The 12632-nt window shown below is 71.7% G+C and carries 10 protein-coding genes and 1 riboswitch; of the genes, 9 read left to right on the forward strand and 1 reads right to left on the reverse strand.

Annotation, left to right across the window (positions count from 1 at the left end; genetic code table 11):
* Positions 1-39: 39 nt before the first annotated feature.
* The 7 genes from shc to E6R18_RS33990 all read left to right on the forward strand — a co-directional run bounded on the left by shc (position 40) and on the right by E6R18_RS33990 (position 8071).
* Positions 40-2043: a squalene--hopene cyclase gene (gene shc, locus E6R18_RS10770; protein ID WP_136316643.1), complete on the forward strand. Its 2004-nt coding sequence runs from the start codon at positions 40-42 to the stop codon at positions 2041-2043.
* Positions 2043-2708 (forward strand): 1-hydroxy-2-methyl-2-butenyl 4-diphosphate reductase, encoded by a 666-nt coding sequence (locus tag E6R18_RS10775; protein ID WP_136316644.1) that lies wholly within the window; start codon positions 2043-2045, stop codon positions 2706-2708. Before shc ends, E6R18_RS10775 begins: the two co-directional genes overlap by 1 nt.
* Before the next feature lie 5 nt (positions 2709-2713).
* Positions 2714-3733 (forward strand): adenosyl-hopene transferase HpnH, encoded by a 1020-nt coding sequence (gene hpnH, locus E6R18_RS10780; RefSeq protein ID WP_136316645.1) that lies wholly within the window; start codon positions 2714-2716, stop codon positions 3731-3733.
* Between the two features lie 131 nt (positions 3734-3864).
* Entirely contained in the window at positions 3865-5793 is a 1929-nt protein-coding gene (gene dxs, locus E6R18_RS10785) for a 1-deoxy-D-xylulose-5-phosphate synthase (RefSeq protein ID WP_136316646.1), read from the forward strand.
* Positions 5790-7184, forward strand: coding sequence for an aspartate aminotransferase family protein (locus tag E6R18_RS10790; RefSeq protein ID WP_136316647.1), 1395 nt, complete (start codon positions 5790-5792; stop codon positions 7182-7184). Before dxs ends, E6R18_RS10790 begins: the two co-directional genes overlap by 4 nt.
* Positions 7185-7242: 58 nt before the next feature.
* Positions 7243-7851 (forward strand): XRE family transcriptional regulator, encoded by a 609-nt coding sequence (locus E6R18_RS10795; RefSeq protein ID WP_136316648.1) that lies wholly within the window; start codon positions 7243-7245, stop codon positions 7849-7851.
* A gap of 43 nt (positions 7852-7894) precedes the next feature.
* Entirely contained in the window at positions 7895-8071 is a 177-nt protein-coding gene (locus tag E6R18_RS33990; protein ID WP_168712320.1) for a DUF6126 family protein, read from the forward strand.
* Positions 8072-8081: 10 nt separating this feature from the next.
* Here E6R18_RS33990 and E6R18_RS10800 read toward each other — a convergent pair whose 3' ends face one another.
* The gene (locus E6R18_RS10800) at positions 8082-8894 is read right to left on the reverse strand and encodes a tyrosine-protein phosphatase (protein WP_136316649.1); all 813 of its coding nucleotides are present in this window, start codon (positions 8892-8894) and stop codon (positions 8082-8084) included.
* A gap of 214 nt (positions 8895-9108) precedes the next feature.
* On the opposite strand from E6R18_RS10800, the gene E6R18_RS10805 reads away from it, so the two are divergent.
* Positions 9109-11205 (forward strand): alpha-galactosidase, encoded by a 2097-nt coding sequence (locus tag E6R18_RS10805; protein WP_136316650.1) that lies wholly within the window; start codon positions 9109-9111, stop codon positions 11203-11205.
* Between the two features lie 291 nt (positions 11206-11496).
* Positions 11497-11654: riboswitch (cyclic di-AMP (ydaO/yuaA leader) on the forward strand.
* A 5-nt stretch (positions 11655-11659) separates the two neighbouring features.
* On the forward strand, positions 11660-12601 hold the full coding sequence (locus E6R18_RS10810) for a M23 family metallopeptidase (RefSeq protein WP_136316651.1): 942 nt from the start codon (positions 11660-11662) through the stop codon (positions 12599-12601).
* Positions 12602-12632 lie beyond the last annotated feature (31 nt).

The following is a 12632-nucleotide window of genomic DNA, read 5'->3' on the forward strand; positions in this document are numbered from 1 at the left end:
CCCAGCACAGCAGAGGACGAACTGCACGGAGGGGAAGCCATGACAGCGACGACCGACGGAAGCACCGGGGCTGTTGATCCCCGAGTGGCCTCGGCCAGTAGACCGACAACCGAATCAACCATCGCCGCGGACGCTGTACTGGCCGCCGCGCGGCGGGCCGCGGAGCGCTCGGTGGAGCACCTCCTCGGCAGGCAGGACGAACAGGGCTGGTGGAAGGGCGACCTCGCCACCAACGTCACCATGGACGCCGAGGACCTTCTGCTCCGCCAGTTCCTCGGCATCCAGGACCCGGCAACCGTCCGGGCGGCCGGCCGCTACATCCGCGGCGAGCAGCTCGGCGACGGAACCTGGGCCACCTTCCACGGCGGCCCCGGGGACCTCTCCGCCACGATCGAGGCGTACGTGGCGCTGCGGCTGGCCGGCGACCGGCCGGAAGACCCCCATATGACCCGGGCCGCCGGCTGGGTCAGGGAACAGGGCGGGATCGCGGCGAGCCGGGTCTTCACCCGGATCTGGCTGGCCCTCTTCGGCTGGTGGAAGTGGGACGACCTGCCGGAGCTGCCGCCCGAGCTGATGTTCTTTCCCAAGTGGGTCCCGCTCAATATCTACGATTTCGGCTGCTGGGCCCGCCAGACCATTGTGCCGCTGACCGTCGTCTCGGCGAAGCGGCCGGTACGCCCGGCCCCGTTCGCCCTTGACGAGCTGCACACCGACCCCGACCACCCGAATCCGCCCAAGCGCCCCGCCCCGGCGGCGAGTTGGGACGGCCTTTTTCAGCGCCTGGACAAGGCGCTGCATGTCTACCACCGCTTCGCGCCGCGACGGCTGCGCCGCGTCGCCATGAACGCGGCCGCCCGTTGGATCATCGAACGCCAGGAGAACGACGGCTGCTGGGGCGGTATCCAGCCGCCCGCCGTCTACTCGGTCATCGCCCTGCACCTCCTCGGCTACGACCTCGAACACCCGGTGATGCGCGCCGGTCTCGAATCGCTCGACCGCTTCGCCGTGTGGCGCGAGGACGGCGCCCGCATGATCGAAGCCTGCCAGTCGCCGGTCTGGGACACCTGCCTGGCCACCATCGCGCTCGCCGACGCCGGGGTCGCCCCCGACCACCCGGCGCTCGTGAAGGCGGCGGACTGGATGCTCGGCGAGGAGATCGACCGGCCGGGCGACTGGGCGGTGCGCAGGCCCCGACTGCAGCCGGGCGGCTGGGCCTTCGAATTCCACAATGACAACTACCCCGACATCGACGACACCGCGGAGGTGGTCCTCGCCCTGCGCCGGGTCCGCCACCCCGAACCCGCCCGGGTGGACGCCGCCATCGCGCGCGGCGTGCGCTGGAACGTGGGCATGCAGTCCCGCAACGGGGCCTGGGGGGCGTTCGACGCGGACAACACCAGCCCCTTCCCCAACCGGCTGCCGTTCTGCGACTTCGGCGAGGTCATCGACCCGCCGTCCGCCGACGTCACCGGCCATGTGGTGGAGATGCTCGCCATGGAGGGCCACGCCGGCCACCCCGTCACCCGGCGCGGAATCGAGTGGCTGCTCGCCGAACAGGACGCGGGCGGCGGCTGGTTCGGCCGCTGGGGCGTCAACTACGTCTACGGCACGGGGTCGGTGGTCCCCGCGCTGATCGCCGCCGGACTGCCCGCCACACACCCCGCGATCCGGCGCGCGGTCGACTGGCTGGAATCCGTCCAGAACGACGACGGCGGCTGGGGCGAGGACCTGCGCTCCTACATCGAGGAGAAGTGGATCGGCCAGGGGGCTTCCACCGCGTCCCAGACCGCCTGGGCGCTGCTCGCACTGCTCGCCGCGGGTCGGCGGGACACCGTCGCCGTGACGCGCGGCATCGCCTGGCTGACCGAGACCCAGCAGGCCGACGGCTCCTGGGACGAGCCGTACTTCACCGGCACCGGCTTCCCCTGGGACTTCTCCATCAACTACCACCTCTACCGGCAGGTCTTCCCGCTCACCGCCCTCGGGCGGTACGTGCACGGCGACCCGTTCGCGGACCGCACGGCGACGCGCGAGGAGGTCTGATGGGCGATGGACCGGGGCAGGCCGGCCCCGTAGCCCCGCTGCTGATCGCCTGCGCGCTCGGCATCGAACAGCTCGCCCTGCGCACCGGCAGGGGGAGGGCGGCGGGCGCCCCGGAACGGGTCACCGTGCTCCGTACCGGCATGGGTCCCAGGGCGGCCGAGGCCGCCGTGGCGCGCGTGCTCGGTCCGGGCGGGGGCGGGGCGCCGGGCACCGCGGTCATCGCGTCGGGGTTCTGCGCCGGCCTCGCGCCCGGGATGCACCCGGGCGACCTGGTGGTGGCCGAGGAGACCCGGGCGGCGGGGGACCCCGTCCGCTGCACGGGCACGGACCTGCTGGCCGACGCGCTGGCCAGGGCCGTACCGGGCCGCACCGTCCACACCGGCCCGCTGACCGGGTCCGACCATGTCGTCCGGGGGCATGAGCGGGTCGAGCTGCGGGCCACCGGGGCGATCGCGGTGGACATGGAGTCCGCCGCCACTCTGCGCACCGCCCTGCGCTCCGGGCCCCGCCCGGTTGCGGCCGTACGGGTGGTCGTGGACGCTCCGGAGCACGAGCTCGTCCGCATCGGCACGGTCCGCGGTGGAATATCGGCTTTCCGCGTTCTCCGTGCCGTACTACCGGCCTTTTATGAATGGCACCGATCTTTGCTGCTCCCCAGGAGGTGAGCTAGATGGCCATGCCGCTTCGTCAGACCATCAAGGTTGCGACGTACCTTGCCGAACAGAAGCTCCGCAGGCGGGAGAAGTTCCCGCTGATCGTCGAGCTGGAGCCGCTGTTCGCCTGCAATCTCGCCTGCGAGGGCTGCGGGAAGATTCAGCATCCGGCCGGAGTCCTCAAGCAGCGCATGCCGGTGGCCCAGGCCGTCGGCGCGGTGCTCGAATCCGGCGCCCCGATGGTCTCCATCGCGGGCGGCGAGCCGCTGATGCACCCGCAGATCGATGAGATCGTCCGCCAGCTCGTGGCGAAGAAGAAGTACGTATTCCTCTGCACCAACGCGATGCTGCTGCGGAAGAAGATCGAGAAGTTCACGCCGTCGCCGTACTTCGCGTTCGCCGTGCACATCGACGGGCTGCGCGAGCGGCACGACGAGTCGGTCGCCAAGGAAGGGGTGTTCGACGAGGCCGTGGCGGCGATCAAGGAGGCCAAGCGGCGCGGCTTCCGGGTCACCACCAACTCCACGTTCTTCAACACCGACACCCCGCAGACCATCATCGAGGTCCTCAACTACCTCAACGACGACCTCAAGGTCGACGAGATGATGATCTCGCCCGCCTACGCGTACGAGAAGGCGCCCGACCAGGAGCACTTCCTCGGGGTCGAGCAGACCCGCGAGCTGTTCAAGAAGTCCTTCGCCGGCGGCAACCGCGCCAGGTGGCGCCTGAACCACTCGCCGCTCTTCCTGGACTTCCTGGAGGGCAAGGCGGACTTCCCGTGCACGGCGTGGGCCATCCCGAACTACTCGCTGTTCGGCTGGCAGCGGCCCTGCTACCTGATGAGCGACGGCTACGTGCCGACGTACCGCCAGCTCATCGAGGAGACCGACTGGGACAAGTACGGCCGGGGCAAGGACCCGCGCTGCGCCAACTGCATGGCGCACTGCGGCTACGAGCCCACCGCCGTGCTCGCCACCATGGGGTCGCTGAAGGAGTCCCTGCGGGCCGCGCGCGAGACCGTCGGCGGGACCCGGTGAGCTGAGAGCCGGTCGCCGAGCCGGCGGGCGTGGCCGGTGCCGCGCCCGTCGGCATGGACGGCGCCGGGGCCCCCTCCGGGGGGTCCCGGCCGTCACTTGAGCTGGAACAGGAGCAGAGAGGGGGCCCGGGCATGACGCTGCTGCAGACCATCCGGGGGCCGCACGATCTCAAGGCACTGAACGCGTCGCAACTCGGCGAACTCGCCGACGACATCCGTACGTTCCTGGTGCAGGCAGTCGCCAGGACCGGGGGCCACCTCGGCCCCAACCTCGGGGTGGTGGAGCTGACCATCGCCCTGCACCGGGTCTTCGACTCGCCCGCGGACCGCATCCTGTGGGACACCGGCCACCAGAGCTACGTGCACAAACTCCTCACCGGGCGCCAGGACTTCTCCAAGCTGCGCGGCAAGGGCGGCCTGTCCGGCTACCCGTCCCGCGAGGAGTCCGAGCACGACGTCATCGAGAACTCGCACGCCTCCACCGTCCTGGGCTGGGCCGACGGCCTCGCCAAGGCCAACGAGGCGCGGGGCAAGGACGACCACGTGGTCGCGGTCATCGGTGACGGAGCCCTGACCGGCGGCATGGCCTGGGAGGCGCTGAACAACATCGCCGCCGCCAAGGACCGCCCGCTCATCGTCGTCGTCAACGACAACGAACGCTCCTACGCGCCCACCATCGGCGGCCTCGCCCGCCACCTGGCGACCCTGCGCACCACCGACGGCTACGAGCGCTTCCTCGCCTGGGGCAAGGACCTCCTGGAGCGCACCCCCGTCATCGGTCAGCCGCTGTACGGGTCGCTGCACGGGGCGAAGAAGGGGTTCAAGGACTTCATCGCCCCGCAGGGCATGTTCGAGGACCTGGGGCTGAAGTACGTCGGCCCGGTCGACGGGCACGACACCGCCGCCGTCGAGGCGGCGCTGCGGCGCGCCAAGCGCTTCCGCGGCCCGGTGCTCGTGCACTGCCTCACCGAGAAGGGGCGCGGCTACGCCCCCGCCCTGCTCGACGAGGCCGACCGCTTCCACACCGTCGGCGCCATGGACCCGCTGACCTGCGTCCCGCTCGCCCCCGCGGCAGGCCCGTCCTGGACCTCCGTGTTCGGGGACGAGATCGCGGCGATCGGGGCGGAGCGGCCGGACGTCGTCGCGCTCACCGCCGCGATGCTGGACCCCGTCGGGCTGACGAAGTTCGCCGAGGCGTTCCCCGACCGGGTCTGGGACGTGGGCATCGCCGAACAGCACGCCGCGGTCAGCGCCGCCGGGCTCGCCACCGGCGGGCTCCACCCGGTCGTCGCCGTCTACGCCACCTTCCTCAACCGGGCCTTCGACCAGCTGCTGATGGACGTCGCCCTGCACGAGTGCGGCGTCACCTTCGTCCTGGACCGGGCCGGGGTCACCGGTACGGACGGCGCCTCGCACAACGGCATGTGGGACATGTCCGTGCTCCAGGTCGTCCCCGGGCTGCGCATCGCGGCCCCGCGCGACGCGGACCGGCTGCGGGAGGAGCTGCGCGAGGCCGTCGCGGTGGACGACGCGCCGACGCTGGTCCGCTTCCCGAAGGAGTCGGTGGGCGAGCCGGTCCCCGCGCTCGGTCGGATCGGCGGCATGGACGTGCTGCAACGCGCCGAGGACGCCGATGTGCTGCTCGTCGCCGTCGGCGTGATGGCGTCCGTCTGCCTGCGTACCGCCGAACTGCTCGCGGGCGCCGGTATCCGCTGCACCGTGGTGGACCCGCGCTGGGTCAAACCGGTCGACGCGCAGCTGCCGCCGCTCGCCGCCGAGCACCGGCTCGTCGCCGTCGTCGAGGACAACAGCCGGGCCGGCGGCTTCGGTTCGGCGGTCGGCCAGGCGCTGCGGGACGCCGGCGTCGACGTACCGCTGCGGACCTTCGGCATTACCGAGCAGTTCCTCGCGCACGGCAAACGGACCGAGGTGCTGGCCGACATCGGACTCACACCGGTCGAGATCGCGGGCCGGATCAGCGCCGCGACGGCCGCCCGGAAGGCGGCCGGCGGCACGGGGCACGGAGCCCCGGGCAACGGGCACAAGGAGAGCGGGGCATGAAGGACGACGAGCCCAAGGGCTTCGATCTGGCGCGGCTTCTCGCCGAGCGCGGCGCCGAACGCTACGAGCTGCACACCAAGCACCTCAACCACCAGCTCCCGCGCATGCTGCACACCATCGGCTTCGACAAGGTCTACGAACGGGCCGAGGGCGCGCACTTCTGGGACGCGGACGGCAACGACTACCTGGACATGCTCGCCGGTTTCGGGGTGATGGGCCTCGGCCGGCACCACCCCGTCGTACGCAAGGCGCTGCACGATGTCCTGGACGCCTCGCTCGCCGACCTGACCCGCTTCGACTGCCAGCCGCTGCCGGGGCTGCTGGCCGAGAAGCTGCTGAGCCACAGCCCGCACCTGGACCGGGTGTTCTTCGGCAACAGCGGTACGGAGGCCGTCGAGACGGCGCTCAAGTTCGCCCGGTACGCCACCGGCAGGCCGAGAATCCTCTACTGCGACCACGCCTTCCACGGCCTGACCACCGGCTCCCTCTCGGTCAACGGCGAGGGCGGCTTCCGCGACGGCTTCGCCCCGCTGCTGCCCGACACCGCCATCCCGCTCGGTGACCTCGACGCGCTGCGGCGGGAGCTCAAGCGCGGCGATGTGGCCGCACTCGTGGTCGAGCCGATCCAGGGCAAGGGCGTGCTCGCCCCGCCGCCCGGGTTCCTGCGCGAGGCGCAGGAGCTGCTGCACAAGCACAAGGCCCTCCTCATCGCCGACGAGGTACAGACGGGTCTGGGCAGGACCGGCGACTTCTACGCGTACCAGCACGAGGAGGGCGTCGAACCCGATCTGGTCTGCGTGGCCAAGGCGCTCTCCGGCGGTTACGTCCCGGTCGGGGCGACGCTCGGCAAGGACTGGATCTTCAAGCGGGTCTACTCCTCCATGGACCGGGTCCTCGTCCACTCCGCGAGCTTCGGCTCCAACGCGCAGGCCATGGCGGCCGGACTCGCGGTGCTCTCGGTGATGGAGGACGAGGAGACCGTGGCGCACGCGCGCCGCACCGGCGACCTGCTGCGCGAGCGGCTGTCCGCGCTCGTCGGCCGCTACGAGCTTCTGCACGAGGTGCGGGGGCGCGGGCTGATGATCGGCATCGAGTTCGGCCGCCCGTCCTCGCTGAAGCTGCGCAGCCGCTGGACCATGCTCCAGGCGGCCCGCAAGGGGCTCTTCGCGCAGATGGTGGTCGTGCCCCTGCTGCAGAAGCACCGGATCCTCACCCAGGTCTCCGGCGACCACCTCGAAGTGATCAAGCTGATTCCGCCGCTGGTGATCGACGACGCGGACGTGGACCGGTTCGTGGGCGCCTTCACCGCCGTGATGGACGACGCGCACGGCGGCGGGCTGATGTGGGACTTCGGCCGGACCCTGGTGAAGCAGGCGGTCGCGAACCGCTGAGGTTTGCCTCGGAGGCAAGAAATTTGCCTCCGAGGAAAGATTTTGGCCCAATGGAGGCATGAATCCTCCGGACGACCAGGTGGCCGACGAGCTCCCCGGCGTCGCCCCACGTCTGCGCGACCTGCGCCGCGGCCGCGGTCTCACCCTGGAGACCGCGGCCCAGCGCGCCGGGCTCTCGCCCGCCCATCTCTCCCGGCTCGAAACGGGCCGGCGCCAGCCCTCGCTGCCGATGCTGCTCCAGCTGGCCAGGATCTACGGTACGACGGTTTCCGAGCTGCTCGGCGAGAGCTCCCCGGAACGTGACGCGATCGTCCGCGGCCGCCCGTTCGAGGGTGCGGCGGCCGACGGCTGGCTGTACCAGCAGGCCGGGGGCTCAGGCCGGGCCATGCAGGCGCTGCGCGTCCGCGTCCCGTACGGCGCCCAGGGCGACCTGGTCCGCGTCCACCCCGGCGAGGAGTGGCTGTACGTCCTGGCAGGCCGCCTCAGGGTGACCCTCGGTGAGACGGTGCACGACCTCGCCCCCGGGGACAGCGCGCACTTCGACTCGCTCACCCCGCACCGGATCGCGGCCCCGGAGCCGGACGGCTCGGAGCTGCTCTTCGTCCACACCCTGCTGCAGAGTCCCGCCGCCGAGCTGTGCCTCGGCGGCGGGATCCACCGACGCTAGACGTCCCCGCGTCCGGTGCCCCCGGCCGCCAGAGAGGCCAGTCATGTCCGATTCCGAGAACTACGACCCGCTCACCCCGGCCAAGCGCGCGAACGCCGACACGCATGAGAAGAAGATGCCCCGCGGGCTCGTCATCCGGCTGTTCGCCTACCTGGTGGCCGGACACGTCATCGCCGGGTTCCTCTATCTGCTGTTCGCGGTCGGGATGCACAACCAGTAGGCCCGCCGGCTCAGCTCTCTTCGAGGAGCCGTTCGCGCAGCCGCTCCCGGGTGGCGGGCGTGAGCTTCAGCCCGTCGGCGAGGTAGCGGTCGGTGCCGCCCCAGGTCTCGTCGATGGTCTCGAAGGCGGCGGCGAGGTAGGCGGGCTGGGCGCCGAAGAGCGGGTTCAACAGCTCCATGACCTCCGGCGACGTCCCGGCGGGCGAGGTGTCGCTGCGGTGGACCCGGTAGCGGCGGTGCGCGTCGTTGGACTTGAGGTAGTCGGCCTCGATGGTCTCGCGCCCGACACCGACCGCCAGCAGCGTCACCGCGATGGAGAGCCCGGCCCGGTCCTTGCCGGCCGCGCAGTGCATCAGGGCGGGGACGCTGTCCTCGGCCAGGGCGTGCAGGACCCGGCTGTGCTCGGCCGTGCGGTCCAGGATGATCGCCCGGTAGGAGTCGACCATGCGGCGGGTCCCCTTCCCGTCGGCGAGGATCGAGCGCAGCTCCTCCATGTTGCCGTCGCGCACCATCCGCCAGAACGCGGCCCCGTCCGCCGGGTCGCTGAGCGGGATGCTCACGTTGCGGACGCCCGGCAGCGCGATGTCGAGGCCGTCCAGCTTGTGGTCCGCCGCGTTGCGGAAGTCGAAGACGGTGTGCAGGCCGAGCCCGGTGAGGAAGGCCGCGTCCTCCGCCGTCGCGTGCGCCAGGTGTCCGCTGCGGTAGAGGATTCCGTACCGCAGCCGGCGGCCGTCGGTGGTGGGCAGTCCGCCCACGTCGCGGAAGTTGCGGATGCCGGCCAGCACGGGCTCCGTCGGCGGGGTCTGCGGCAGCTGCTGCGTCACGGTCACTCCTGAAGGCTCTGCCCCGGCGCGTGTCGCCGACGGGCCCACGCCCGCGACGATACGACATCGATTCCCGGGGCAACCATCTCGGTCATCGGCCCTCTTCAGCGGTGTACGGAGCTCGATTTCCGGGTGCGTACCGTTGCCCTCCGTCGCCCCACGGTCGATGATGTGCGGAACTGTGTGAATCTGTGGGCACGCGGACGGGGGCGCGATGATCGAGACGGGCGACCGGGGCCGGACCTGGCTGCTGACCGGGGCGAGCGGCAGCTACGCCCTCCATCTCACCGACCGGCACGAGCTGCTGCACCTGCACTGGGGCCCGCGGATCTCCCTGGCCGCCGCCGAAGCCCTCGCCGCCGCGCCCGCGCCTCCCGCCCGGGGCTTCGAATCCCCGCTGGACGGCCGCGAGGAGTACCCGGTGGAGGGCGGCCCCCGTTTCGTCCGCCCCGCCCTGTCGGTGCGCACCGACGAGGTGCGCGGCACCGCGTGGGCGTTCACGGGCGACACCGTGGACGGCGACGAGCTGCGGATCTCCTTCGACGACCCGGTCCACCACCTCACGGTCACCCTGCACTACCGGATGCGCGACGACTCCGACGTCATCGAGCGCTGGACGACGCTGATCCGCACCGGAGCGGAAGGTCCGCCGCTCGAACTGCTCCGCGCCGACGCGGCGGCATGGTCCCTGCCGGCCCGCGACCGCTGGCGGCTCAGCCGGCTGCACGGCCGCTGGGCGGCGGAAACCCAGCTGGAGCGCACCGAGCTGGCGTACGGCGAACACCTCCTGTCCAGCCGGCGCGGCCACACCGGCCACCAGGGGCTGCCCTGGGTCGCCCTGGACCCGGACGGCGCCGCGACCGAGGAGGACGGCGAGGTCTACGGCTGCGCGCTCGGCTGGTCCGGGTCCTGGCGCATCGCCGTGCAGCGGCTGCCCGACGGACTCGTGCAGATCACCGGCGGCGCCGGCTACGACGAGTCCGGGCTGCTGCGGCTCGCGCCGGGTCGGTCGTACACGAGCCCCGTCTTCGCCGGGCTGTGGAGCGCGGCGGGCTTCGGCGGGGCCAGCCGCGCCTGGCACGCCTGGCAGCTCGCCCATGTGATCCCCGACGCGTCCGAGCCGCGCCCGGTGCTCTACAACTCCTGGGAGGCCACCGGGTTCGACATCGCGGAGGACCAGCAGCGGGCGCTGGCCGAACGTGCCGCGGTGATGGGCGTCGAGCTGTTCGTCGTGGACGACGCCTGGTTCGGGCAGCGGGTGAGCGACCGGGCCGGGCTCGGCGACTGGACACCGAACCCGGAGCGCTTCCCGGACGGGCTCGGCCCGCTCGCCGAGCATGTGCACGGCCTCGGCATGCGGTTCGGCATCTGGGTCGAGCCCGAGATGGTCAACCCCGACAGCGACCTCTACCGCGCCCACCCCGACTGGGTGCAGCACTTCCCCGGGCGGGAGCGGACCGAGTTCCGCAATCAGCTGGTCCTCAATCTGGCCCGCCCCGATGTGCGGGCGTATCTCTGGGAGCGACTGGACGCGCTGCTGTCCGGCACGCCGGTCGACTATGTGAAATGGGACTTCAACCGCTGCTTCTCGGACGCGGGCTGGCCGGGCGCGGACTACCCGCAGCGGCTCTGGACCGAGCACGTGGACGCCCTCTACGCCCTGATCGACCGGCTGCGCGCCGCCCACCCCGGTGTCGCCTTCGAGTCCTGCTCGGGCGGCGGCGGCCGGATCGACCTGGGCATCCTCTCCCGTACGGACCAGGTCTGGACGTCGGACAACACCGATCCGCTGGACCGCCTCGCCATCCAGGAGGGCTTCGGGCAGCTCCACCCGGCCCGGGTGATGGCGGCCTGGGTCACCGACAGCCCGAACGTCCAGCTGAACGGCCGCTCCTCCTCGCTGCGGTTCCGGTTCGTGAGCGCCATGGCCGGGGTGCTGGGGATCGGCGGGGACCTCGCCGAGTGGAGCGACGCCGAGCTGGACGAGGCGCGCGGGTGGGTGGAGCTGTACAAGGAGATCCGCTCGGTCGTGCAGCTGGGGGAGCTGTACCGGCTGCGTGCCCCGGGCAGCGGGTTCGGCGCCGTCCAGTACGTGCGGGGCGCGGACACGGTCGTCCTGATGTGGCTGCACGCCCAGCGGTACGGGGAGGAGGCGCCGGCCCTGCGGCTGCGCGGGCTCGACCCGGAGGCGGTGTACACCTGCCTGGACACGGGGGCCGTGCACCACGGTTCGGTGCTGCTGCACCACGGGCTGCGTACGGGGCTGCGCGGCGATCTGGACGCGCGGGTGCTGCGGCTGCGACGCGGATGACGGGCACGCCGTGTCCGTAATGAGGCGGTTTGCCGAACATGCCCCGGTTGCAAGGGAGATGATCACCCGCTCGTGAGCGGGATCATATCCGTGACGGTGTGTGGTGGCGCCGCGGCGGGGTAGTCCGTACGCCGCGCGGAATGCCAAGATCCGTAATCCACGGAGTGTGACCGGAATTCCGCGCCGAATTTCCGGTGCCGAATCCGGCGCGGAACCCGTGGCTTGTTTCCGCCGTCCCGGCTCGCTTACGTTCCATGTCAATCCGGATGGAACGCCCAATCCTGCCGCCGTCCGGAATTCGCACCCACTCACCGTGTGGCAGGAGCGGGGGAACCAGGTAAGCCGCCGACCGGGAGAACCGGCCGGCTAGGGGTGAAGTCGCGCCAGACGCGGCCGGGCATCTCCAGCCCGAACCCGACAGCTCACCTCGCAGGCGCCGGAGAGGAAACCCTTCATGCCCATTTCGGGTAAGCACCGCCGTCCCAAGTCCAGCGCCATCGCCCGTGGCGTCGTCGCCGCGAGCGCCGGCGGAGCCGTCATCGCGCTTCCGCTGCTCGGCGCCACCGGTGCCCACGCCGCGGAGCAGGCCGCCCCGGCCACCTCCAAGTCGGCCGCCGCGCACACCACGTCGGCCGAGCCCGCGAAGAGCACCGGCACCACCACCTACTCCGTGGTCTCCGGCGACTACCTGTCGAAGATCGCGGCCGAGCACAAGCTCAAGGGCGGCTGGCACAAGCTGTACCAGGACAACCGCGAGGTCGTCGGCGACAATCCGAGCCTGATCCTCCCGGGCATGAAGCTGACGCTCGGCGCCAAGTCGGCCGCGACCACCTCCACCGCCCCGTCGAAGGCCCCCGCCCAGACGGCGAAGAAGGCCGGGACGAAGACCGGGGCCGAGAAGACCGAGACGAAGGCGTCCACGGCCTCCGACTCCTCCTCCGACGCCTCCGCGTCCCAGGAGACCCAGGCCCCGGCCACCCAGGACAACGCCTCCGGTTACGTCCACCCGGTCCCCGGCAACCACACCACCGCCTACCGCGCCTCCGGCGCCAGCTGGTCCAGCGGCAGCCACACCGGCATCGACTTCCCCGTCGCCTCCGGCACCAGCGTGAAGGCCGTCACCTCCGGCACCGTCGTCACCGCCGGCTGGGGCGGCGCGTACGGCAACGAGGTCGTCATCAAGCACGCCGACGGCCACTACTCGCAGTACGGCCACATGTCCTCGCTCTCCGTCTCGGCGGGCCAGACCGTGACCGCGGGCCAGCAGGTCGGCCTCTCCGGCGCCACCGGCAACGCCACCGGACCGCACCTCCACTTCGAGGTCCGCACCGGCCCGGCGTACGGCTCGGACATCGACCCGATCGCCTACCTGGCGTCGCACGGGATCTACGTCTGATCCAGGCGGTTACGGCCCGGTGATCCGGGTC

Source organism: Streptomyces sp. A1277 (assembly GCF_004795015.1).
In the GTDB taxonomy this organism is placed as follows: Bacteria; Actinomycetota; Actinomycetes; order Streptomycetales; family Streptomycetaceae; genus Streptomyces.

Bases quoted from the DNA above. Each gene is read 5' to 3' on its own strand.
- E6R18_RS10805 (WP_136316650.1), top strand. From the start codon at position 9,109: ATGATCGAGACGGGCGACCGGGGCCGGACCTGGCTGCTGACCGGGGCG.
- shc (WP_136316643.1), top strand. From the start codon at position 40: ATGACAGCGACGACCGACGGAAGCACCGGGGCTGTTGATCCCCGAGTG.
- E6R18_RS10790 (WP_136316647.1), top strand. From the start codon at position 5,790: ATGAAGGACGACGAGCCCAAGGGCTTCGATCTGGCGCGGCTTCTCGCC.
- E6R18_RS10775 (WP_136316644.1), top strand. From the start codon at position 2,043: ATGGGCGATGGACCGGGGCAGGCCGGCCCCGTAGCCCCGCTGCTGATC.
- E6R18_RS10810 (WP_136316651.1), top strand. From the start codon at position 11,660: ATGCCCATTTCGGGTAAGCACCGCCGTCCCAAGTCCAGCGCCATCGCC.
- E6R18_RS33990 (WP_168712320.1), top strand. From the start codon at position 7,895: ATGTCCGATTCCGAGAACTACGACCCGCTCACCCCGGCCAAGCGCGCG.
- hpnH (WP_136316645.1), top strand. From the start codon at position 2,714: ATGGCCATGCCGCTTCGTCAGACCATCAAGGTTGCGACGTACCTTGCC.
- E6R18_RS10795 (WP_136316648.1), top strand. From the start codon at position 7,243: ATGAATCCTCCGGACGACCAGGTGGCCGACGAGCTCCCCGGCGTCGCC.
- dxs (WP_136316646.1), top strand. From the start codon at position 3,865: ATGACGCTGCTGCAGACCATCCGGGGGCCGCACGATCTCAAGGCACTG.